The sequence below is a fragment of the Treponema sp. genome (genome assembly GCF_051883275.1).
Taxonomy (GTDB): Bacteria; Spirochaetota; Spirochaetia; order Treponematales; family Treponemataceae; genus Treponema_D.
The window spans coordinates 56154-79109 of sequence record NZ_JBJETK010000004.1; the positions used below are offsets into that span (position 1 = coordinate 56154).

General features: G+C 43.6%; 20 protein-coding genes. 13 read left to right on the forward strand and 7 right to left on the reverse strand.

Annotated elements, in window-relative coordinates; translation table 11 throughout:
• Window positions 1-40: 40 nt before the first annotated feature.
• The 4 genes from ACI4L0_RS00505 to ACI4L0_RS00520 form a co-directional block, all read right to left on the reverse strand.
• Window positions 41-535, reverse strand: coding sequence for a flagellar basal body-associated FliL family protein (locus ACI4L0_RS00505; protein WP_439798212.1), 495 nt, complete (start codon window positions 533-535; stop codon window positions 41-43).
• Complete coding sequence (gene hflX / locus ACI4L0_RS00510) at window positions 532-1821, reverse strand: GTPase HflX (protein WP_439798213.1); 1290 nt, start codon at window positions 1819-1821, stop codon at window positions 532-534. The genes ACI4L0_RS00505 and hflX overlap by 4 nt, the downstream gene beginning before the upstream one ends.
• 639 nt (window positions 1822-2460) lie before the next feature.
• Complete coding sequence (locus ACI4L0_RS00515; protein ID WP_439798214.1) at window positions 2461-3081, reverse strand: hypothetical protein; 621 nt, start codon at window positions 3079-3081, stop codon at window positions 2461-2463.
• A gap of 109 nt (window positions 3082-3190) precedes the next feature.
• On the reverse strand, window positions 3191-3523 hold the full coding sequence (locus ACI4L0_RS00520; RefSeq protein ID WP_439798215.1) for a hypothetical protein: 333 nt from the start codon (window positions 3521-3523) through the stop codon (window positions 3191-3193).
• A 319-nt stretch (window positions 3524-3842) separates the two neighbouring features.
• Here ACI4L0_RS00520 and ACI4L0_RS00525 point away from each other — a divergent pair, with 319 nt between their 5' ends.
• Complete coding sequence (locus ACI4L0_RS00525; protein ID WP_439798216.1) at window positions 3843-4121, forward strand: hypothetical protein; 279 nt, start codon at window positions 3843-3845, stop codon at window positions 4119-4121.
• Here the strand turns inward: ACI4L0_RS00525 and ACI4L0_RS00530 are convergent, their stop codons facing one another.
• Both ACI4L0_RS00530 and ACI4L0_RS00535 read right to left on the reverse strand, forming a co-directional pair.
• Window positions 4122-4514, reverse strand: coding sequence for an acyl-CoA thioesterase (locus ACI4L0_RS00530; RefSeq protein ID WP_439798217.1), 393 nt, complete (start codon window positions 4512-4514; stop codon window positions 4122-4124).
• Window positions 4515-4532: 18 nt separating this feature from the next.
• Window positions 4533-6062: a DUF5312 family protein gene (locus ACI4L0_RS00535; RefSeq protein WP_439798218.1), complete on the reverse strand. Its 1530-nt coding sequence runs from the start codon at window positions 6060-6062 to the stop codon at window positions 4533-4535.
• Between the two features lie 83 nt (window positions 6063-6145).
• Here ACI4L0_RS00535 and ACI4L0_RS00540 point away from each other — a divergent pair, with 83 nt between their 5' ends.
• On the forward strand, window positions 6146-8365 hold the full coding sequence (locus ACI4L0_RS00540) for a peptidase U32 family protein (RefSeq protein ID WP_439798219.1): 2220 nt from the start codon (window positions 6146-6148) through the stop codon (window positions 8363-8365).
• A gap of 53 nt (window positions 8366-8418) precedes the next feature.
• Here the strand turns inward: ACI4L0_RS00540 and ACI4L0_RS00545 are convergent, their stop codons facing one another.
• Window positions 8419-8868 carry a single-stranded DNA-binding protein gene (locus tag ACI4L0_RS00545; protein ID WP_439798220.1) on the reverse strand — a complete coding sequence of 150 codons (450 nt, stop codon included), beginning with the start codon at window positions 8866-8868 and terminating at the stop codon, window positions 8419-8421.
• A gap of 195 nt (window positions 8869-9063) precedes the next feature.
• On the opposite strand from ACI4L0_RS00545, the gene ACI4L0_RS00550 reads away from it, so the two are divergent.
• The 11 genes from ACI4L0_RS00550 to ACI4L0_RS00600 all read left to right on the forward strand — a co-directional run bounded on the left by ACI4L0_RS00550 (window position 9064) and on the right by ACI4L0_RS00600 (window position 22888).
• Window positions 9064-11004 (forward strand): hypothetical protein, encoded by a 1941-nt coding sequence (locus ACI4L0_RS00550; protein ID WP_439798221.1) that lies wholly within the window; start codon window positions 9064-9066, stop codon window positions 11002-11004.
• Between the two features lie 211 nt (window positions 11005-11215).
• The gene (locus tag ACI4L0_RS00555) at window positions 11216-12271 is read left to right on the forward strand and encodes a magnesium transporter CorA family protein (protein ID WP_439798222.1); all 1056 of its coding nucleotides are present in this window, start codon (window positions 11216-11218) and stop codon (window positions 12269-12271) included.
• Entirely contained in the window at window positions 12268-13239 is a 972-nt protein-coding gene (locus ACI4L0_RS00560) for a formylglycine-generating enzyme family protein (RefSeq protein ID WP_439798223.1), read from the forward strand. The genes ACI4L0_RS00555 and ACI4L0_RS00560 overlap by 4 nt, the downstream gene beginning before the upstream one ends.
• Window positions 13236-13691 carry a hypothetical protein gene (locus tag ACI4L0_RS00565; protein WP_439798224.1) on the forward strand — a complete coding sequence of 152 codons (456 nt, stop codon included), beginning with the start codon at window positions 13236-13238 and terminating at the stop codon, window positions 13689-13691. The genes ACI4L0_RS00560 and ACI4L0_RS00565 overlap by 4 nt, the downstream gene beginning before the upstream one ends.
• 116 nt (window positions 13692-13807) lie before the next feature.
• Window positions 13808-15229: a lyase family protein gene (locus ACI4L0_RS00570; RefSeq protein WP_439798225.1), complete on the forward strand. Its 1422-nt coding sequence runs from the start codon at window positions 13808-13810 to the stop codon at window positions 15227-15229.
• Window positions 15230-15243: 14 nt separating this feature from the next.
• Window positions 15244-16326 carry a Gfo/Idh/MocA family protein gene (locus tag ACI4L0_RS00575; protein WP_439798226.1) on the forward strand — a complete coding sequence of 361 codons (1083 nt, stop codon included), beginning with the start codon at window positions 15244-15246 and terminating at the stop codon, window positions 16324-16326.
• A 95-nt stretch (window positions 16327-16421) separates the two neighbouring features.
• Window positions 16422-17087 carry a LolA family protein gene (locus ACI4L0_RS00580; RefSeq protein ID WP_439798227.1) on the forward strand — a complete coding sequence of 222 codons (666 nt, stop codon included), beginning with the start codon at window positions 16422-16424 and terminating at the stop codon, window positions 17085-17087.
• Window positions 17088-17090: 3 nt separating this feature from the next.
• Window positions 17091-18206 (forward strand): helix-turn-helix domain-containing protein, encoded by a 1116-nt coding sequence (locus tag ACI4L0_RS00585; RefSeq protein ID WP_439798228.1) that lies wholly within the window; start codon window positions 17091-17093, stop codon window positions 18204-18206.
• Window positions 18199-19653 (forward strand): 30S ribosomal protein S12 methylthiotransferase RimO, encoded by a 1455-nt coding sequence (gene rimO, locus ACI4L0_RS00590; protein WP_439798229.1) that lies wholly within the window; start codon window positions 18199-18201, stop codon window positions 19651-19653. The genes ACI4L0_RS00585 and rimO overlap by 8 nt, the downstream gene beginning before the upstream one ends.
• On the forward strand, window positions 19650-21860 hold the full coding sequence (locus tag ACI4L0_RS00595) for an ATP-dependent helicase (RefSeq protein WP_439798230.1): 2211 nt from the start codon (window positions 19650-19652) through the stop codon (window positions 21858-21860). The genes rimO and ACI4L0_RS00595 overlap by 4 nt, the downstream gene beginning before the upstream one ends.
• A complete protein-coding gene (locus ACI4L0_RS00600) occupies window positions 21860-22888 on the forward strand; it encodes an FAD:protein FMN transferase (RefSeq protein ID WP_439798231.1) in 1029 nt (342 codons plus the stop codon). The genes ACI4L0_RS00595 and ACI4L0_RS00600 overlap by 1 nt, the downstream gene beginning before the upstream one ends.
• Window positions 22889-22956 lie beyond the last annotated feature (68 nt).

Consider the following 22956-nt stretch of genomic DNA (forward strand, 5'->3'; position numbering starts at 1 on the left):
ACTTGAATATTGATACCTTTTCCCTTTCTTCCATCCAGTCTTATTCTATGAAAATATAATCATTGAAGTAGACTGCGCGGATTTTTCCCATTACAAGATTTTCGTTAATCTTTTGAAGCAGCTCTTCCTTTATTGTTTTTTCTCCCTTTGATTTTATCTGGGGGAATGTGAGCGCGGAAAAATAATTTGTAAAAATGGCTTTTATCTGCCGCTCCTTTAGCGAAAGTTCCTCAAACAAAGCCTTGTCTTCCGACGGATACGAAAACCACGGGGAAACTACAACAACGACTGCCTGCGCGTCTTCTTCAGTCTGCCTGGTGAAAATCCGGAGCTGTCCTATGTCAGTGAACGCATCCATGCTTTTTTCGCTTCCTGCACTCATGTTTGTGATTTTTTCTGCCGCTGGATTTGGGTTCCAGAAAATTCCGTGTTTTTCCCTTGAAACAATATAGAACACTATTGTGGCTATAAAAATAAAGGCAAACAGGGAAACCGCTATGACTGAAAGAATTTTATTCAGTTTTGCGTGTGTCATTTTATGAATTCCTTGAGCAGCGAAAGCGTTCTTGTTGTGCCGTTTCCGTTTTCATCAAATTTTCCTGGAATTCTTGCGGTCAGCTCAATTCTGTCTTCAAGCCATTCTTCCTTTTTAATGGTGCCATTTTTTCTGGCAAGCTCCACAAGCGGCGCGCTCTCCATCGGAATTTCAAATTTCCATTCTTTTCCAAGAAGATTTTCTGTAAGAACCGAAATTATCTGGTCAAATCCCATGCCTGTTTTTGCGCTTGCATGGATTGCCTGGGGAAAGGTTTTATTCAGCGTTGAAACCGTTATGATATTGTCCTTTACGCGGTCAAATTTATTCAGCACGATTGCCTGCGGAATATTTTCAGCGTGGATTTCCTTCAATACTTTTTGAACCTGATCATACTGCTTTTTACATTCAGGATCTGAAGCGTCAACCACAACAAGAAGAAAATCGGAAAGCACGGTTTCCTCCAGAGTGGACTTGAAAGCATCAATCAGTGTGTGCGGAAGATTCGAGATAAAGCCGACAGTGTCAGTCATCAGCACGGAAGAAGCTTCGGACAGCGGACATTTTCTTGTGGTCGGGTCGAGGGTTGCAAAAAGCTTGTTTTCAACAAGAACATCAGCTCCGGTGAGCGCATTCAGCAGGCTTGATTTTCCGGCGTTTGTGTAGCCCACAAGTGAGCAGGTTGCTGCCGCGGTTCTTTCTCTCTGTCTGCGCTGTATGTTTCTGTTTACTGCGACTTGGGCAAGCTCTTTTTTTATCTGGACAATTTTGTCTTCTATCTGGCGGCGGTCAAGCTCCAGCTGTGTTTCGCCGCTTCCCTTGTTTCCGAATGCTCCGCCCCTCTGTCGCGCCATATCACCGTATGTGTGGCTAAGTCTTGGAAGCGAATACTGGAGTTTTGCAAGCTCCACCTGAAGGCTGGCTTCTTTTGTCTGCGCCCTTGAGTCAAAAATCCGTATGATGACTTCATTCCTGTCAAAAACAGGCATTCCGGATAATTTCTCCCAGTTGCGCTGTTTTGACGGATCTATTTCCCAGTCAAAAATTATGCAGTCCGCAGAAAGCTCCTTTGCTCTGTCCGCGATTTCCTGGGCTTTTCCTGTTCCTATCCCGTATGCGGGGGTTGGCTCTATGCGCGTAAGAACAACTGTTCCTGCCGTTTCCATATCCAGTGTCCGAACAAGACTTTGCAGCTCCTGCGGCTCAGGGTTTCCGCTTTTTTTGTCAGGCGCGCCGACTAAAAGGCATCTGACTTTTTGCTCCTGTTCTTGCCTTATTTCAACCATGGGTAATATTATACATTTTTCGGGGAATAAATAAAGGGGAACTAATGAAGTGTTTTTTGATGATTTTTTTGGAATTATTTCCTCAAACACTTAAAGTTATTTGATATTTCAAAAAACGCATTATTTTCTTATGAAAAATGACATTCAAAGAATTACAAGAAAAATTCCTTTGGAACAATCTGTCATGGCGGTTTCCCTGTTTGCCTTTATTTTCATTGCCACAACACTTTTTTAATTTTCACCGGCACGATTTTCGAGCCCCCCAGCCTCACAAAATGATTTTATGCCGTCTATCTTTTCTTGAACGTCAAAAAGGAATTTCTGCTTTATATAAAATAACAGATTTATTGATTCATTTGATAAGTTCTTATGGCAAATTGTATAGTATTTTTGAAATGGTAGTTCCTGACACGCCTGATTAAGTTCTGGGGCACTTGAGACCATTCGAGTAGGAGACAAGTGAGAATGTATTATGGATTCGATGCATTCTTTAAAATTCACTTGTTGTCCATTTCATTTTTGTATCTTACCAAATCACCCTTGCTTGCTTTTTTATAAAAATCATCAATGTTATAAATGCTTATTAAAAGAGGATTTGTAAAACCTAGTGGAACAACAGACAATGCTTTTGACAGACTGTTACTGCAATGCGTTCTGATAGCGTGAAATAAAATCCTTAATTCCAATTTCTTTCAAAATAGTCTTTTGCTCTTTTGCAAGCAACTTAACCTTAAAATTATAGTGGTTAGTGATAAAATCGAGGATTTGTTTAGAGGAATTATAAGAGGGTGGTGTTTTCCAGGAGATTGTATAATACAAACATTTTTTTGTTTGTTCATTAAGATGTATTGGTCTGACATTTATTTTAAACTTACTGTCTAATAAAAACATTGCCGTTATTAAATCATATCCCTTTAGTACATCTTCATTTGATTCTACTGCTGTCCATGATACAGAATTGTATCCTATGTCAAACAGCAAAATTTCAAGTAAGAGTTGTAAATTTTTCCAAGTAATAAAATTTTTCTTTGGGTCAAGAAATGAAAACATTTTTATGTTTTCTATGCTTCTGTCTTTGCTAGGTTGTATGCCGACCCAACCTGTGATTTTTTCACCCGTCATAAAAAAAAGGGGGCGGCTTCCAACGACTTTTCGTGCCATGTTCATAAAGTCAAACAAAGATGTATCACCTGGCTCTTCAAGTTCCTGTCCTATACGTTTTTGATACTGTTCTGGAATTTCTTTATAAGGCAATTCCAAAAATTTTAATTCCGAGTCCGTTTCAATTTATGATTTAAATTTTTTCAAATCAGCGAATTGTAATAAACATCTTCGTTCATGTTTTCAATACCCTTTCAAAATCCATTTTCTACTTTGTCCGGTGTTTGTTGTAAAGATTCCTCGCAAACTCAATCAAAGAAGCCGCACAATCACCATTTTCATTAATCCATTTCCTTAATTCTTCTAAGTTGCGACGATCATACATGTCGTCCGTGCCAGTGTGTGTATTGCAGTCGTTTTCTACATATTTTATATAATCTTCCAAAGTCTGCAAGTTGTGCCTGTGATGTTGTCTGATAACAGGGACACCTTCTTTCTTTGCTTTTTCGGCTGTGTAATCACCCCAAGTTTTATTATGACGTGTGCAGCCACCATTATTAGACTTGCCCCAGGCAATAGTTTTCTGATATGAACGGCTCATTCTTACCTCCAGAATTTTTTATCTTCTGGTCTTGTAGTAAATAACAATTTAGGATTTTTCTTTTTTGCAGATTTTAATTCTAATGATTTCTTATAGATTTGTTCAAGAACATTTCTTGTAATACTGGCTTTATTATTCCAGTCAATTTTTTTTCTAATTCGGGGGGGCGTTTTTTATATGTTTCCTTAAAAGTATTAAACTTTTTTGCTATTTTGTCGAAAATAAAAGGAATCTCCGGGAGCAGCAAATTCGGATTATCCAGTGTTTTCCGGAGGCAACTTTGAAAATGCCCTAAACAGGTTCAGGACTTCAAAAGAAAATGTCGGAATTTGAAAAAGAACAGAAAAACACTATTTCTTCCTCTGAGCATGGACTGATGAAAAAGGCTCTTGAATTATCCAAGCCGCAGAACGGCGGCGGTTCGGGGTTGCTTTCAAAAATTACAAAATCTTCATTAAGGACAAAAAATATGGCTAAGGTAATTGTAGAGCAGAATGGGATTTTTACAATCAAGGAAAATCTTGAAACTTCATCAGTAAAGCAGGATCCGGATTTAAAGTCCCTGGTTGAATCTGTTCTCAAGGGATTCCTTAAATAGTCATGGCTTGAGTCCTTCGACAATATATTCCTGTGGAAGTCTTGCAGGAGCATTGTTTTTTACAGAAGCCCAGGTTACATCAGCTTCGGCGCAGACATGCCCGTCTTCTTTTTTTATAATTTGATGAAAGGTTCCGCTTACAGCGCCAAGCTTTACAGGTGTTGTTTCAATTACAAGCTTGTCGTCAAGAAATGCTGAATTCTTATAAAAAATATCAATGTGGGTCACATAAAGATAATATCCCGCCTCGACAATTCCCTTGTAGTCGAATCCGATCTGGTGCAGGTAATCCATGCGCGCGAGTTCAAGGTAGTTGAGATACACTGCATTGTTGACATGGCTGTAGCTGTCACATTCGTATGAGCGTACAGTAAGACTTGTGCTATAGGTCATAAAAAATTCCTTGCGCTGTTACTCTTCGTTTATTTCGATGTGGAAATTCTGCATAAGGGAAACGAACGAAAAAATTTCCTTGTACACAGCGATGCACATCTGCTTGAGCTTTCCTTCTGCAAAATGATCTATGTCCTTCCAGTTTCTTATGAGGGCAGGGTGCTGCTTTATGCAGTCTTCCAGAATCATCTTGAGATTTTTTCCGTAGATAATAAAGAAATTTACTGAGCTTAAAATAATTTTCGCTGCCGATGTGTTTACAAAATTCAATGTGGAATGAATTATGTTCCGTGATTCCTTGTCACGCTCTGTGCGCGGAAGGTGTGTCTTCATTTTGAGACCGAGGTCAACGCTGTCATTAAGGCTGTTGTCCAGCGCAATGATTTTGTCCACGTTTTCAACAAGCTGATGGAATGCCTCGCTCATAGGGGAAGCAAGCTCCTGGCTGGCCCATTCACCGCGAACAAGAAGAATGTCCGAAAGCTCCTTGATGTCTTTTTTTACATAGTCAAGGATAAACTTTTTCAGGTATGAAAGCGGCTCGCAGTATTCAAAACGACCGATTTCCTTACGCTCGAACGGCGCGCTTCCGGCTTCCGTGTAGAATTTCAGCTTTTCAATTTGAGTTGTTCCAAAGATTTGTGTCAGCAGAGCTTCGATTTTTCCCTCTGTTTGCTTTTCTTTAAGGTTGTTGAGCGTTGCTTCAGCCTGCTTTTTGGCATCGGTGATAAAATCGTCCACAATGTAAAGCTCCTTGTTAGAAACATCCTCCTTGTATGACGGATTTTCAGAAATAAGCTGAACGAGCATTTCAATTATTCTGTTTTCTTTAAGGTAGCGGATTCTTGCAAGGATTTTTTTCCAGATTCCAGATGAAATAGGATCTACGCCCTTTGCCCTTTTTATCAGCTTGAAAACTTCCTCCCATGAGCTGTCGGAAAGAACCGGCCATGCAACATCGGCGAAATTCTTCAAGTCCTCAAGCACGTATGTTCCGCTGATAGGAGAAAAACGCGGGGCGGCCGAAAAAGAATTTTCCTTGAGTCCGCTGTCGAATTTTTTGAGCATAAAGAAATAATCGAACTGCAAGAAATTTACAAAATTCATGAGGTTTGTATAAAGGTTATCAATAGAAGAAATTTTTGCGCTGTCGAATTCAGAAGAGAAAGCGTCAATCTGAATTTTTGTTTCGTCAAAAACTTCTTTGAGCGGCTTTTTTCTTACAGCTTCGGTGATTGCGTTTTCCGAGATGTTATCCAGAGCTTTGAGCTGTCTTTCTGAAAGCGAATTGTTTATAACCATGTGCTTGAATGCCGCAGGATTTATAGACTGAATCATCGCCTGTGCAGGTGAAATCGCCTTGTATATTTCATAGAAAAATTTTGCAAAACTCGGGTCTATTTCATTTGTAGAAGCTTTGTAGAAATGATATTTGGTTTTAGAAATGTTTTTTGCAATGTTTTTTAAGGCGCGTTTTTTAGCGGCTTCTGGATTGTTTCCTCCAAAAAAAGAATTCAACAAGTCCTTGAAAAAATTTCGGTTTCCCATAGTGAAAATATACATAAACATAAAAGATTTTTCAAGGCGGTTTTATTTGTGACAAACAGTGGAAAAATTTGTATAATAGAAAAATGACAGAATTATTAGCTCCTGCGGGAAATATCGAGGCTCTTGATGCCGCCATAGGCGAAGGTGCGGATGCCGTTTATATGGGTTTAAAAAGTTTCAATGCCCGTCTTCGCTCCTCCAATTTTGCATGGAATCAGTTTGAAGCGGCTGTGCAGACAGTGCATCGCCTCGGAAAAAAAATTTATGTGACAGTAAATACTGTCTGCGAGGAAAACGAAACAGAGCGGCTTTACCGTTTTCTTTCATATTTAAACAAGATAAAGCCTGATGGAATAATTGTCCAGGATTTTGGTGTAATAAGAATGTGCCAGGAATTTTTTCCTGACCTTGAAATTCATGCTTCGACCCAAATGAATGTGGAAAGCGCCGCCGCCGCAAATTTGCTGTGCAAGCAGGGTGTGAAGCGCGTTGTTGTTGCAAGGGAGCTTGGACTTGAGGAAATCCGCCTGATAAAGTCAAGAACAAATGCAGAGCTTGAGATGTTTGTGCATGGTGCGCTTTGTGTAAGTGAAAGCGGCCTGTGTCTTTTTTCAAGCTATCTCGGCGGAAAATCAGCAAACCGCGGAGTTTGTACGCAGGCCTGCCGCAGAATATATTCAGCTGAAATTCCCGGCGCTGTTGAAAACGGATATTATTTTTCTCCCTGTGATCTGGAGCTTATTTCCCATGTGCCGGAACTCATGGAAGCCGGTGTTGACAGTTTTAAGATTGAAGGCCGCATGAAAAGCGCGGAGTATGTCGGGGCAGTTACCGCTGCTTACCGCTACGTGATGGATCATTGGAAGGAAGACAAAAAAGGTTCTATTGCGGAAGGAAAGCGCATTCTGAGCACTGATTTTGCGCGGTCAAAGACTGACTACTGGTATGGATTTAAATCTGTCCAGGAAGGTGTTGATTCGGCCGGGCAAAAAATATTGAATCCGCGTCAGGCTGGCGGAACGGGAATTTTCCTTGGCAGAGTGAACAGAACAAGGCCGGCATCTGCTTCTGAAACGGAGCAGTATTCATCCTCATTGGAAAAAAAGCAGGATTTTGCCATTCAGATGGCAGAAATTTCAGGCGGCGACTACAGCCCTGATCCAGGGGACAGCATCCGTCTTCACCGCAAGGATGACAGCGGCCGTGAAAGTCATAAAATCCGTGTGCTTTCTATAGATGAAAAAGGCTCAAGATGGATTGATATTCCGCAGGGTTTTTCAAAAGGGGACAGCGTTTATCTTTTGCAGACAAAGTCAATGTCCAAGCGGTACAAGCGCATCCTTCCGCCTGACCTTTCGCGCTTTAGAAAACAGCCGGGGCCGGAGCGGCTTCCTATTCTGGATCTTACTCCTCTTGCGCGCAATCAGCTGGATTGGTTTCCGGAAGGGCTTTATGTCCAGGTTTCCACTGTTTCAGATGCGCACATTGTATCTGCGCTTCATCCTGTCCGCCTAATAATTGAGCTTAACTCTGAAACCACCTATGACCTTTTGAACAAGGACAGCCCTTCGCGCCCAATTCTTCCGTACAGCAAAAAAATGGTCATGATTTCCCTGGATCCTTTTTTTGATGAAGGAAGGGCGGACGAATTCGGCAGGACACTTTCTGCGCTTGTGGAAAAAGGCTACACGGCTTTTATTGTGAATAATATTGCGCATATAAACATCCTAAAAAAGTATAAGGTCAATATCATCGCCGGGCCTTATCTGTACACTTTCAACCGGTGGGCGGTCAGCTTCCTTGAAAACAACAACATTATGGCTTTGCAGTCACCGGCTGAAAATTCAGAGAAGAATCTGGCCCGTGTGTTTGAAACTCCTGCCGAGCGCTCAAGGGTTCTGCTGAGCGTATTCTCTTATCCTGTTTTGTTCAGGATGAGATTCAAGCTTCCGGCCGACTATAATTTTACCTATTTCAGCGACAAGGAGGGAATGGGATTCAAGGTGAATTCCACGCCTGACGGTTCGTTTGTTATGCCCGAGTACCCGTTCAGTCTTTTGGACAAAATGGATACTTTAAAAGGAAAAGGGTGGACAAGGCAGCTTATAGATTTTTCAAAGACAAAGGTTTTGAAAAGCGATATAAGGAACCTTGTTTCCCTTATCCAAAAGCGCGAATTCATAACCGGAGCTTCCCGGTTCAACTGGAAAGATGGCTTTTACAGTCCGGAAAAACTTGAGGCATATCAGGCCGCCCAGGAAAGAAACATGCAGGCTGCAAAGCTTTCTAAAAAGCGAAAATAATTTTGGCCAGCATCACAAGCCCCTGAAAAACAGAATTTTCCGGGGCTTGTTTTTTAGAATTCCAGGTCGTCGTCTTCAGGCGGCTCGCGGAATTCTTCCTGCAAGGATTCCCGGGATTTTATTTTTCTGGAATTATTTTCAGTTCCGGATGAATTTTCCTCCGGGTCTTTTTTGGCAAGCGGCTTGAAGTCTATGTGTTCTGCGATTATTTCTATGCTGCTGCGTTTTTTTCCATCTTCGCTCTTTAGTGTTGTTTGCTTGAGCCTTCCTACAACCCGGATGCCTCTTCCCTTGGAGCACCATTTTTCGCACAGTTCCGCTGTCTGCCCGAATGTCGCAATGTCAAAGTATGAAACTTCGTCAATGTAGGAGCCGTCGCCTCCCTTATATTTTCTGTTTACCGCTATTGGAACACGGCAGAATGCGGCTCCGTTTTTGCAGCTTTTCTTTTCCGGCTGGCGGACGACGTTTCCTTCGATGATGATTTGATTCAAGGCGTTCATAGATTCCTCCGTAAAAATGTTTTCCAGAAGCTTTTTGCTTCCGAAGCTTTTACTGGAATTTATTTCTGTTTTTTTTAAAAAACTGCACGTTTTGCGGAAAAAATCCAAGGAAAAGCAAAAAAATTCTTGAAAATGAATTTTTAGACTTTCTCTTTTTATGTTTACTCTTGTTCTTTTTCAATATATAATGGAAACATGGCTACAACCTCAAATATTTTGACACTTTTAAAATTTAACTGCACAAAGCAGAAGACGGACATGCTCGAGTATGGGCAGTTTGCGGAATATGTTCATAGATATGCCCAGCATCATATCGAAGAAAATTCTGCTCTGGAAAGCTACTGCACCACTGATTACAAGAGTACACTAGAGGCTGAACTGAACACCCTTGTAGCTGACCGCCAGGTTGTAATTGGCTCTATACGCAATAAGGATTATATTTTTGTTGTTCCTTATTTCATTGAAAAATACAATGCGCTTTTTAATCAGATTGAGGCGAACATCTCCATTCCGTTCCCGAGCATAAATGACATGCCGAAAGTTGTTCCCCTTGATGTTGTTACAAAAAAGCAGGCTGACGACATTATCTTTGACCGCCTGGACAAGGAGGAGCTGAACGACAGGGCTTTGTACTGCATTGTTTTTTCAAAATCCGTTCCTTCTCTTATTTTTCCGTCGTCATATTCTATTACTTCTCTCATAAATCTTTCGCTGAAAAAGATTCAGGAGCTGATGCACAAAGAGGAAACGCACGACTATTTTTTGAAGAAGCTTTCTATTTCAAATCCGGGAAAGGAGCTTTCAATAAAGACATTTTTCAATAAATTCTGCGCGAATCCCCAGGCGGTTCTTGATGTTTTAAAGACCAGCGGCGACAATTTTTATTACTGGAGCCAGCTGTGCTATTTTATAAAGCAGGATTACACAAAGCTCAAGGATTTTGCTCCAGAGGATGTTACAATTCTTCAGTCTGTTGCAATAATTGAAATAACCACTTCCTATTATAAGTCCAAGGCGGCGGAAAGAATGCAGGCGGAAGCCGCGTTTGAGCAGCTTGATCTCCTTATGAAAAATCCTCCGTACTATTATAACATGAATGACATCAGGAAGATGAAGGACAAGTCTGGAATTCCGCTTTTAGGCCAGTACAAGGAAGAGCAGCTGCTTGAGCATCTCAAGGCAAAAACCCAGGAGTCTGTCGGAAACCAGATGCCGGAGCTTTTGATTTTCAAGATTAACGACGGAAGCGGCTACTACATTTTCAAGGAGCGTGTTATTCCGCTTATACTCAGGCTTGCAAATGATGTTAGAGTTTTAGTCCGCGAGGCTCTTATAAAAAAATGGTACAGTTATCTGCGCGAATACGAAATGCTTTCGGAAATGAAGGAGAACACTGCCTTTGAGCGTTGTCTTGAGCGTGAAGTTTCTTCTATAGAGCCTGTTCTTTCCGCGCTGCTGAACGCTTCGTTCTTGCCGGTTGTTGCTTTTGAAGACCAGACTCCAGGGCACGCAGGACTTTTCAGAAACGGCACGATGATTTCCTACAGCGAGCTTCTTATGCTGAGCAGGCATGAGCTTTTGGCGGATGCAAAGCTTAAGCTTCCGTTCTGGTACGCAATGCCGATTATTTCGTTCTTTATGAAGCTCCTGTTCAAAAAGCCCCGGGCAAAAATTAGAAAAAACGCAGGAACTTCCGCCACCCTGAAAATTCAGAATGAGCAGAAGGAAAAGGAAAAGGAAATGCTGAAACGCCGCGACGAGGACGACAGCATAGACCCAAAGAATGCCCGCCGCCGCGACCTTCGGAAAATCGCCATTGAAATTGAAAAGGAATTTGTTCCGGAAAGCAGCACGCTGGAACGCGAGCTTAAAGGCTACATGCATGAATGGAACGATAGAATCGGCAAGCAGAACTATGAAAATCTTGGAGAGGATGTAAATGCGCTGATACGGGACTATTTTAGAAAAGTCCTCAGAAGCCTTAAAGCCGACACATTCAATGCCGAGCGAATTCAGCGGCTTGCAGAGTCCCTTGTGGACACTCCGAGCATGATGAAGATAAAAAATCATCCTGCCTTGAAAAGGTATGTAGAGCTTTATATTTTGAAGATTGTAAAAAACCTGCCTTCAAATTAAGTGAAAGTCTACGGGCGGTGATTGGCATTTTTCTGCTATTTTTTGTATTTATTTGAAATAGCGAAAACAGCAGATGTTGTTCGTGCGGAGGTTTGATGCCCGGTGCTTGCATCGGGGTTGTTGTTTATTGGCACTGGATAATCCGGTTTTGCATTGTTCAGTGTTTCCCTGAAATTCATTTTCAAAGCTTTTGTTTTAGCGGGGTTTTTCTATGATTACATATTGGCAGCAGGAAAACGGCAAGCTGGTGAGCAAGGAAAAAAACGAGCTTGCTCCAGAAATGAACACATGGGTTGATGCCCGCTCTGTTACCAGGGATGATATCCGCGAGCTGGAAGAAACCTATGGAATTGATCCTGAAAATATGCTTGATATACTTGACCCGGACGAGCTTTCCCGAATTGAACGCAATGACGACACCGGCTATACCTTTACAATTATAAAGCTTCCGGTTTTTTCCCCGGGCGATGATGTGAGCTATTTTACAGCGCCGCTGGGCATTATTACATTTGATTCGTTTTTTATAACAATCTGCTGGACTGACTGCGAGGTTCTGAAGGATTTTGCGGCCAACAGAATCAAAGAGCTTTCTCTGAACGATTTTCCTGCTTTTACAATCCGGTTTATGTCGCGCGCAGACCTTACCTTTCTTAGGTACCTGAAGGAGCTGAACCGCCGGGCAACCACAATTCAGAACGAAATGCTCCGCTCCGTGCAGAACCATGAGCTGATTCAGCTTTTGAACATACAGAAATCGCTCGTGTTTTTTACAACTTCCCTCAAGAGCAACCAGATGCTTCTGGAAAAGCTCCGCAAGACAAAGATTCTGAAGCTTGACGAGGAAGACCAGGACTGGATTGATGACGTTGAAATCGACAACCGCCAGGCTCTTGAAATGGCCGATATGTACACAAACATTATGGCCGGAATGAACGATGCTTTTGCCTCTGTTTTGTCAAACAACCTGAATATTGTCATGAAGACAATGACAGCCTGGAATCTTGTGCTCATGCTTCCAACGCTGGTGACAAGCTATTTTGGAATAAACGTTCCGCTTCCATGGGCTGATTCAAGATGGGTTGGAGCCGCGGCGATTGCGGGGCTTTGTGTTTTCACTTCGATATTCGGCTATTTTTTCTTTATGAAGCGGCGGCTTACTCCGGCTGTTGAAGTGCGAAAAAGAATTTCAGCTAAAAAGCGCAAGGCTGAGCGGAAGCAGATGCGTTATCTGAAAAAACAGGAAAGAATAGCGGAGAAACGAAAATGAAATTGATAAAGGCGGCGGCATTTATTTTTTTTGCGGCGGGGCTTTCTGCGCAGGAAATTCACGCGGAAACTTTTTCGGAACTTGATTTTGTGGAGTTTTCTACGCCTCCCGGGGGAATTGAATATGTTATCGGCGAAGACTTGCAGTCTGTGACAGCCAAACGGAAAGTTTTTTCATTCAGGCTTAACCGCTATGAAACAACATACAGCCTGTGGTACAAGGTGCGCCTATGGGCGGAGGAAAACGGATATGTTTTTGCAAACCCAGGGCAGGAAGGTTCCGGAGGACAGCGCGGAAAAAGTCCTTCGCAGATGAACTGCTATGAGCCGGTTACAGGCATAAACTGGTACGATGCCCTTGTGTGGTGCAATGCGCTCAGCGAAATGGAAGGTCTTGCTCCAAGCTATTCTTATAAAGGCAATGTTTTGAGAGATGCCACAGACACTGTTTCCTGCGATCTTGCGGAATGTGACTGGCAGAGCAAGTCCTACAGGCTTCCTTCTGAAACGGAATGGGAATATGCCGCCCGGAAAACTCCAGCGGGATTGCAGCCCGGGGATTTGGCCAGCGGACAGATTGATGCGGCAGGAAAGGGAGATTCTTCTGTTTGCGCGGATGAAGTCGCCTGGTACTTTGAAAATACCGGCGGAACAAGGAGAGTTGGAACAGCCGGAACTCCTTTTTCCACGAGCGCGCCTCCAAGCCCTTCAAGCGGAAATCCCAACGGCGCAGGAATTTTCGACATGAGCGGAAACGTGCTGGAATTCTGCTGGGACTGGGAAGCTCCGTACAAGGCTGTGGATTTGTCAGAGCGTTATTCAGGCCCGCAGTTCGGCTCGGAACGCATTATGCGCGGCGGAAGCTGGAATAAATACACAATGTTCATCTCGGCGGCCGACCGCTATTCCTATGACCCCAACGAGGCGTACAATTTCTTCGGATTCAGGATTGCGGCTGGTGTGGAATGAATTTTCAAAATTACAAGGAGCTTTTGCTTTCTTCACTTTCCGGAAATTATGACACCAGCGCTTTTTACCTTGGCGAGGAATATGACATAGCTGGAGTTCTGCGCAAAAACGAAGATGGATTTGAGCTGAGGGAAGTCTGTCTTGTTTCGTTCTGCAAAGATGAAGGGGCTGTGCTTGGCCAGCTTGACAGGCTCCCTGAAATTGCGCTTTCCGGGGCTTCATCTTTTTTAAGAAACAGGCGTTCTGTGGTTGTAAGGGTTCTTGTGATGGAAAGTGTACCCTTTGAACTTGCCAAGAGAATCCGTGGGTTCAGCTTCAGCAGGGCAAAAAAGGGGCAGTTTTGGAGCTATGCCGAAGCAAAGGTTGTCCTTGTTGATTTAAACAATGAAATGGTTTATTCAAATCTTTCAGGCGAAGACATAAAGGATTCTTTTAAATTCACGCAGTCATAGGCTCTGCGGAAATTTGCCGCTGTAGGTTCTGAAAAAATCATTTAAAAAGAATTTTTAGAGTTTCCCCTGATGCACCTTAATTGAAAATTATTGCAAGATAAACTAGAATAGTTTTCATGGAAACACGTAATATTTTTGAAAACATTTCTTGTATCGACCACAGATATTCATTGTCAGAGGCTAGCGTTTTCAGCGGCCTTTCTAAGTATATTTCAGAGGAAGCTTCAATACGCTCATGTGCGCTGTGCGAGGCTGCCCTTGTAAAAAGCCACCTGAAGCTTCGGAATTCCCTTACGGACGAAACAGCCGCATTGCTTGACCGTATTGCTGCGGAAATCGATCCGGCGGAAGTGTATGCGGAGGAAGAAAAGACCCGGCACAATATCCGCGCTCTGGTGAATGTAATGAAGACAAAAGCTCCGGCCGACATAGGTCCCCTGGTTCATCTTGGCGCAACAAGCGTTGATATTCTTGACACTGCGCTTTCCTGCCGCATGAGGGATGTCACAAAAAATGTTGTTCTTCCCGAGCTGAAAAAACTTGAAAAAAGCCTGTGCGCTATTGCTGACAGGGATGCCGAGGTTCCGCAGGTGGGACGCACCCACGGACAGCACGCAGTTCCCATTACTTTTGGATGGAGCATTGCGGAATTTGTCAGCAGACTTGGAAAATCAATTCTGCGCATAGAAGAACTTTCCGGCCAGCTTGTCGGAAAACTTGCAGGCCCCGTCGGCTCTTATAACGGACCTTCGATGATTGTAAAAGACCCGGAGGAACTTGAGCGTGTCTATGTGGAATTCCTGGGGCTTTCTGCGAGCGAATATTCGAACCAGCTTGTGGAGCCGGAGTATCTTCTGCGCCTGTTGCTTGAAATGAACGTTGCCTTTGGAATTATTGCGAACCTTGCGGATGATCTGCGCAACCTTCAGCGTTCAGAGCTTGGCGAGGTCTTTGAATATTTTGCTTCTACCCAGGTTGGCTCAAGCACTATGCCGCAGAAGAGAAATCCATGGAACAGCGAGCATGTAAAATCTCTCTGGAAGGCAATGTGCCCGCGCGTGATGACTTTTTATATGGATCAGATTTCAGAGCATCAGCGCGATCTTACAAATTCCGCGAGCCAGCGTTTTATGGCTGACTATGTTGCCGGATTCACAATGGCGGTTGCCAGAATGAACAGCGTTGTTTCCGGATTGCAGGCTGACAAGGAGACAATGGCGCGCAATCTTGAAAATGCCGGCGGAAAGGTTCGCGGCGGTGTTCTTGCCGAGCCTGCCTACATTCTGCTTGGCGAAGCCGGAGTGAATGACGGCCACGAGGTTATCAGAAAAATTACGCTTGAGGCTGAAAAATCCGGCAAAACTTTCTTTGAAGTTCTGAAGACACATACAGATGCCTTTGAAAAAATCACTGCCCAGCTTGAAAAACTCGGCGTAGAAAATCCAGAGAGCTTTTTTGAGCATCCGGCGAATTACTGCGGACTTGCGGCCAAGAAATCCAGAAGGCTTGCAAAGAAATACGAAAAGCTCATGGACTGATTTTCCGGGAATTTATGCGCACTTACACAGCTGTATTGGTCGGCCTGGGAAGAATAGGCTACACTCTCGGACTTGACGAAAAGCGGGAGCAGCCTGCGAGCCACACAATGGCTCTTCTTGGAAATTCCCGGATACATCTTGTTGCCGGCTGTGACACAGATTCTTCTGCGCGCGCCAGATGGCATGAGGCAAACAGCGGAACCGAAGTTTACTCTGACAGTTCAAGCCTGTATGCCGCCTGCCGCCCGGACATTATTACAGTGGCGGTCAATGAGGCTTCGCATTTGAATGAAGCTCTTTGTGCAATCCATGCCCGCCCGCGCCTTGTTATTCTGGAAAAGCCCGTTGCATTGAATCTTGCCGAGGCTGAAAAAATCCGCGTGGAAGCTGAAAAATACCAGGTTCCCTTTCTTGTAAACCACGAGAGGCGATTTGCGGAAGATTTCAAGCTGGCAAAATCCTACATGGAAAAAATCGGGGAGCTGCAAAGCATTCATGCGCAGCTTTATTCAAGCCTTTGTGTCTATAATCCTGCGGAGGAAAATACCGGCGCTTACAGCCTTATCCATGACGGTACGCACCTTGTTGATGCCGTTCTTTTTTTTCTTGAAAACAGCCGGCAAAAAACTGAAAAAAGCGGTCTTTTGCGCCTCGCCTCGGCCTTGAATTTTTCCAGTCCCGTGCTTGCTTCTCCGGTTGTGACGGGCATTTTTTCTGACAGTGAAAAAAACATCCGGCAGTTCAGTGCGCATTATACAACGCCGCAGTGTCCAGATGTTTGCGTCTGCATAAGCGGCCGCTCCCGTTTTTTCGGCTTTGAAATTTCAATTACGGGAACAGAAGGAAGAATCTGCATTGGAAACGGCTATCTGAAGCTTTACCGGCGCGGAGAGTCGCACTTGTACACCGGATTTTATTCTCTTTTTAATGACCGCTCGGAAAAAATTCCTGAAAAAACCAGATATTTTTCGAACATGGTTCAGAATGCCGTTGATTTTCTTGACGGAAAAAATTCCCTGCGCTCAACCCTTCAGACTGGAATAGAGGCGCTTTCTGTTCTTGAAGAAATCAAGGAAATCCTGAAAAAGTCATGCTGAAAAAGCGGAGTTTTGGCTTGTAGTTTTCCTTAAAAAAATGCCTGTTGACGATAAAAGGTTATTTTTTTACAATGTATTAATTTGGAGTAGTGTAAATGAAAAAGTTTTTGTTTACCGCACTTTTTTTGTGCAGTCTTTGTGCGGCGGCATTTTCACAGGCAATCACAACGGCCAATGATTTTTTTGAATCAGTCAGTGACCGCTACGCCGAGCTGAAAGACTACGAGGCTGATATTGATATCCTGATTGGAAAAAATGAAATGACAGGAAAATTGAGCTTTAAGCGTCCGGAGATGCTGCGCATAGATTTTTCTAATCCGGCGGAACAGGTTATTGTTTTTAACGGCGATGACCTTACCATTTATCTTCCGAGTCCGACTTCAGCGATTCTTGAGCAGAATGTTACATCCTCCGGTCTGAACACTGCTACTTCCAAAGGGCTTGCTCTTTTGCGCCGGTATTACACGATTGCCTATGAATCCGGGCAGTCGGCTGTTCCGCTTGAGGAAAACAGCGATGAGATGGTTGTGAATCTTCTTCTTTCAAGAAGATCCGCCACGGAAGCTTTCCGCACAATAAAGCTTTCAATAGACCCTTCATCAAAACTTATAAGACGTGTTACGGCAGTTTCTGCGCAGGACACGGAATATGTGTTTTCTTTTCATAACTACAGGCTGAATGTAAATATAAGCGACCAGCGTTTTATTTATGATCCGCCGTCATCTGCAAACAACTATAACAATTTTCTTCTTTCGGAGTAAGAAATGGAAAGCTACGGAGAACTGTTGCGCGCCGCCCGCGAAGAAAAAAAATTTTCCATGGAAGCTATTGAGCATGCCACTGCAATTACAAAAAACTATATAGAGTCGTTGGAAAATGAGCGTGTTGAGGATTTTCCAGGAGAGTCCTATTTTGTGGGCTTTTTAGTGAATTACTGTGAATTTCTTGGAATTGATAAAAATGAAATTCTTCAGCTTTATCATGCAAAGAAAATTCAGGAAGCGCCTGTGCCTGTGGAGCTTTTGAAAAAGCATCATCCGGCTTTTCTTATTCCAGCGATTATTGCAGGCTCGGTTGCTGTTCTTGCTTTTCTGGTGACATACATTTATTTCAGTGTCTTGAAAATTCCAGAGAAAAAACAGATTAAAACAAAAGAGCAGGTTGAAAAGGAAAAAATCCACCAGTATCAGTTTACCGGCAAGCCAGAAACCCGCAGACTTTACAAAGGCGACAAAATTCTTGTTCCTGCAAAACAGGGCAAGGGAAATATTGTGCTTACAGTCGGCGGTACGCTTGGCAACTTCCTGATTCTTACGCCGTCAGGAAATCAGATTGTGGAGCTGAGCGAAGAGCGCGAGCTGGATATTGACGGCGACGGATTTTCTGATTTGATTTTGTATCTTAGCGATATTTCAAGCGACAATGAAGCCAACGGCGCGGAAGTCAGAATTCTGGAAAAGGCAATAGAAAATTCATTTGTTGAACTTTCAAACGACGGTTCGGGAACAGAGCTTTCTGAAATTCCTGCTTCGTCTTCTGTAAAAAACAATGACAACAGAACTGTGATTCATGAGGACACGCGCCCTTATCCGTTTACAATAAATGTTACTTTCCGCGGCTCATGTCTTTTCCGGTACAAGAGCGACCGCCAGGATTATGTTGAAGGCTATTACAAGAGCGGCGAGCTTGTTACCGTTACTTCTAACAACGGAACGCGCCTTTGGATGAGCAATATCAACGCGCTGAAAATTCATGTTATTGCGGGACTTTCTTCCTATGATCTTGAAGTTGGCCGCGCAGGCGAAGTTCAGGCGGAAGATATAAAGTGGGTTCGCGACAGTGATGGAAAATACCGTTTAGTGGTGCTTGAGCTTGACTAGTAAAAAATTTTTTCTTGACCAGCATGGATGCGCAAAAAACCAGGTTGACGGCGAGCTTATCATAAGCCGTCTTTTGAACCTTGGATTTGAACAGGTTTTGGAGCCTGAAGCGGCTGATTTGATAGTCGTGAATTCCTGCGGCTTTATTGAGAGCGCAAAAAAGGAAAGCCTGAATTCCCTTATTGATGCCAGAGCTGCATTCCCGGACGTGAAAATTCTTTTGACAGGCTGTCTTGCGGAGCGTTATGCCGATATTTTTAAAAAGGAGCTTCCCGAGGCAGATGGAATTCTTGGAAACGGAAATTTAGAGCTTCTTGATTCCGCTGTAAAATCACTGTTTGACGGTCAGCGTCCGGTTTTAAAGGCGGAGCAGAAAGGGGTTTGCTGCGGAGAACGCCGGGAGCTTTTGTCGTTCAAGGGAAGCGCATTTGTAAAAATCACTGAAGGCTGCGACAACCGCTGTTCATTCTGCGCCATTCCGCTTATCCGTGGAAAATTGCGCTCCAGAAATTCAGATGACATTGTGGCTGAAATAAAGTCGCTTTTGGCGCGCGGAGTTTTTGAAATCAATTTAATCGGGCAGGATTTGGCGGCTTATGGCTGCGGCTCGGACGACGTGGAATTTTCCTCTGAAAAAAACTGGCATGAAATTATTTACAGGAATTTAAATTCTCCTGTCTGCAAAGAAAATAATTTTTCTGAAGCGAACGGCGAATCTCCACTGTGTTCACTTATACGCAAAATTTCTGCGCTCGAGGGAAAATTCTGGGTTCGGCTTTTGTATATTCATCCTGACCATTTTAATCAGGATATTCTTGAAGTCATGAAAAATGATCCGCGTTTTCTTCCGTATTTTGATATTCCGTTTCAGTCCGGCGACGACACGATTATCCGCGCCATGAACCGCAAGGGAACTTCCGCCGACTATATTTCACTGGTGGAAACAATCCGCTCGGTTTTTCCTGAAAGCTGCATAAGAACAACTTTTTTGACAGGTTTTCCCGGGGAAACTGAAGCCAGCGCGCTTGCTACCGAAAATTTTTTGAAGTCAATACGGGCTGACTGGTCTGGATGCTTTCCGTACAGCAGAGAAGAGGACACCGCCGCTGATAAAATGAAGCGTCAAGTTTCTGCGGCAAAGGCAAAGGAAAGAGCCGTGCGCCTGGAGAATTTTCAAGCGGAAATCACTGCGGAAAATCTGAAGCTCCGCTGCGGAAAAAAATACGATGTGCTGATAGAAGAAATTATAGAAAACAAGGACGGCACAGACGAAGGGCTTGCAATCGGGAGAGCGTGGTTTGAAGCTCCCGAAGTTGACGGAGCGTTTGTTGTCCGCTACGATCTTGACAGCGAGGCTGCTGTAAAAAAAATTGTTCCGGGGGCAGTTGTAAAGGTTCTTGCAGTCAGCGCTTCAGGCGTGGATATTGATGGAGAATTTGCTGAATGAATATTGAAGACAGTCTTTCTGTTTTGAATAATGAGCAGCGTGAGGCGGTGGAGCATCAGGGCAGTCCGCTTTTAATTCTTGCAGGAGCAGGCTCCGGAAAAACCCGTGTTATAACTACAAAAATCGCATATATGATTTCCAGCCTCGGGATAAGTCCTTCTTCAATTCTTGCCGTTACCTTTACAAAAAAAGCCGCGGAGGAAATGAGAGAGCGAGCAGTTCAGCTTGAGCCGCTTGCGTATAAAGCCCAGATTAGAACGTTCCACTCATTCGGCGCATGGTTTTTGCGTCTGTATGCTGAAAGATGCACAATAGGAATTCAAAGCAATTTTACAGTCTATGATGACGATGATATGTGCTCTCTGATTATAAAGGCTGTTCCTTCGCTTACAAAAAAAGATGCTTCCCATTATGCAAAAAAAATTTCGCTTGCCAAGGATTATTGCCTTCTTCCTGACGATGCTGAGCTGAGGCGAATTTGCGACGAGCCGATGTTCCCGGAGATTTATGAAAAATACCAGGCGCGCCTCAGGAATACTGGAAATCTGGACTTTGGAGATTTGATTCTGCTTCCGTATCTGATTTTAAAGGAAAATCCTGACGTAAGAAGAATTTTTTATTCAAAGTTCAGGGCTATTCTTGTTGATGAATACCAGGATTCAAATGTGGCGCAGTTCAAATTTCTGAAGGAACTTTCCGGCATTGATGAAAATTCCGGGACATACGTCTGTGTTGTAGGTGATGATGACCAGAGCATTTATAAATTCCGCGGCGCTGAAGTGCAGAATATTTTGAATTTCAAGGACGAATTTCCGGGAACAAAAATTGTCCGGCTCGAAACGAATTACCGTTCAACTTCTGAAATTTTAGGCTGCGCTGAAAATGTTGTGAAAAACAATTCGGGCCGCCTTGGTAAAAAACTTATATCTGCCCGGGGCAAAGGCAAAAAGCCCGCGCTTGTGTTTCTTCCTTCGCAGGATGATGAAACTGAATTCTGCTACAGCCTTATAGAGCAGGCTTATAAAAACGGAGTTCCCTATAGCGACTGGGCAGTCCTCTACAGAACAAACGCGCAGTCCCTTGGCTTCGAAACTGAATTCATCCACAGGAAAATCCCCTATGAAGTCGTGGGCTCCCTTAAATTTTATGAGCGCGAGGAAGTGAAGGATATCATTGCCTGGCTTTCGTTTATTGTAAATCCGCGTGACGAAATTTCATTCAGGAGAATTGTAAACAAACCTGTGCGCGGAATCGGAAATTCAACCCAGGACAAGATTGTTGAGGCGGCTTCAGGCTCTTCGATTCTAGAGGCGGCTTCGACCCTGAAGCTTTCAAAAAAAGCCCGGGAGGGATTTGATTTTTTCAAGTCGCTGGCTGAAAAGTATGCCGCTGCTTTGCCTGATGTTCCTGTCAGCTCCGAGGCGTTTCTGCTTGCAGGCCAGGCGATAGATGAAAAGGCTGTTCCTGATTCCGGGGAAAAGCGGCTGTCTTCTTTTATTTCTGAAATTGCAGGGGAAAGCGGACTTGAGGAATTTCACAAGGAGCAGGACGAGGATACAGGCACGCAGAAAATAGAAAATATTCAGGAGCTTGTGAACAGCGCGGTTTTATATCCGTGCACAAAACAGGGACTTATTGATTTTCTTGATCACATAAATCTTGACCGCACTCTTAAAAACGAGGAGGCGGAAAGCGAATCCAAGGACAAGGTGACTTTTATCACGCTCCATAATACGAAAGGTCTTGAATTCAAGCGTGTCATAATAACCGGACTTGAATCTGGAATTTTTCCGCGTGAAGGAAAAACCGAGCTGGAGCTTGAGGAAGAGCGGCGGCTTTTTTATGTCGGCATTACGCGTGCAAAGGACGAGCTTTATTTTACTTCGTGCGGAATCCGAAGACTTTTCGGGAAAACATCGTTTATGATTCCAAGTCCGTTTCTTTCTGAGCTTGGAACTGAAATCCGCATACTTGGCCAGAAGCCGAATTCATTTTCTCCGGAGCAGCATAAAAAAAATCCGATTGAGCAGAAATACTGCAAGGGCGCTTCTGTTTTCCATGATGATTACGGACACGGGCAGATTGTAAAATGCGGCTACAGCGATGAGGGCGAATACGTTGTTACGGTCAGCTTTGAAACTGGAGGAATAAAAAAATTTCTTCCTGAGTATCAAAAAAATTCTCTGCTGCTCGAGGAAAATATCTGATGAATTTTTTCTTCTTTTTGTTTTTTTCTTTTATCGTGGCTCTGTCTTCCTGCTCACGGCAGAGCGGCGCAAGAACAGAAGCATGCATGGACACTGTCTGTACAGTTAATGCTTTTGAAAGCGGATCAGAAAAACTTTATGATAAAATTTTTGCAAGACTTTTTCAGATTGAAAATGAATCTAGCGCATTTCTTCCCGGCTCGGAAATTTCCCGTATAAATTCCATGGCAGGAATTTCTGAAGCCAGCGCATCTGATGATATTTTGAAAATGCTGTCCGCCTCTAAAAAAGCTTTTTATGTTTCAGGAGGCGCATTTACTCCTGTTGCAGGCCCGCTGATTGATATGTGGGGAATAGGCACTGACGATGCGCGGATTCCGTCTTTGGATGAAATAAAAAATACCCTGCCGCTTATGGATGCGCGTTTTATGGAGCTTTCAGGAAATTCAGTGTTTCTGGAAAAAAGAGGCATGAAAATAAATCTTGGCGGAATTGCAAAGGGATTCGCCGCGGATGAAATCTGTTCAATTTTGAGGGAAAACAATGTGGAGCGCGCTGTTCTGGACTTCGGGGGAAACATCTGCCTTTACGGAAAAAAGCCCGGCGGAAACCCCTGGGTGGTCGGAATAAAAAATCCTGAAAATCCTTCCGGCCAGCCGCTTTTAAGGCTTTATACCGGCGCAAATTCCGTTGTTACAAGCGGAAGCTATGAACGCTTTTCTGAACTCGGCGGAAAACGCTATCATCATATTTTTGATGCGCGCAATGGATTCCCTGCGGATTCGGGCGTTGTTTCTGCGACTGTTGTTTCTCCGTCGGGAATAGCCGCAGATGTGCTTTCAACAGTAACATTTATTCTGGGTGTGGAAAAATCCTTTTCGCTTCTGGATGAATTCAAAAAGACGTTTGAAACGGATATTTCGCTTATTTTTATCTGTAAATACGGCTCGGTTTTTGCATCCGGGGATTTGAATGGCAGTCTGGAATTTGTTCAGGATACTTCGCGCGAGCTGATTTTTATTCCATAGGAAGCTACAAAAATGCGGGCTTGGAACCGCTGTTTGCAAACGATTTAAAGCCCGCTTGAAGTGAATTG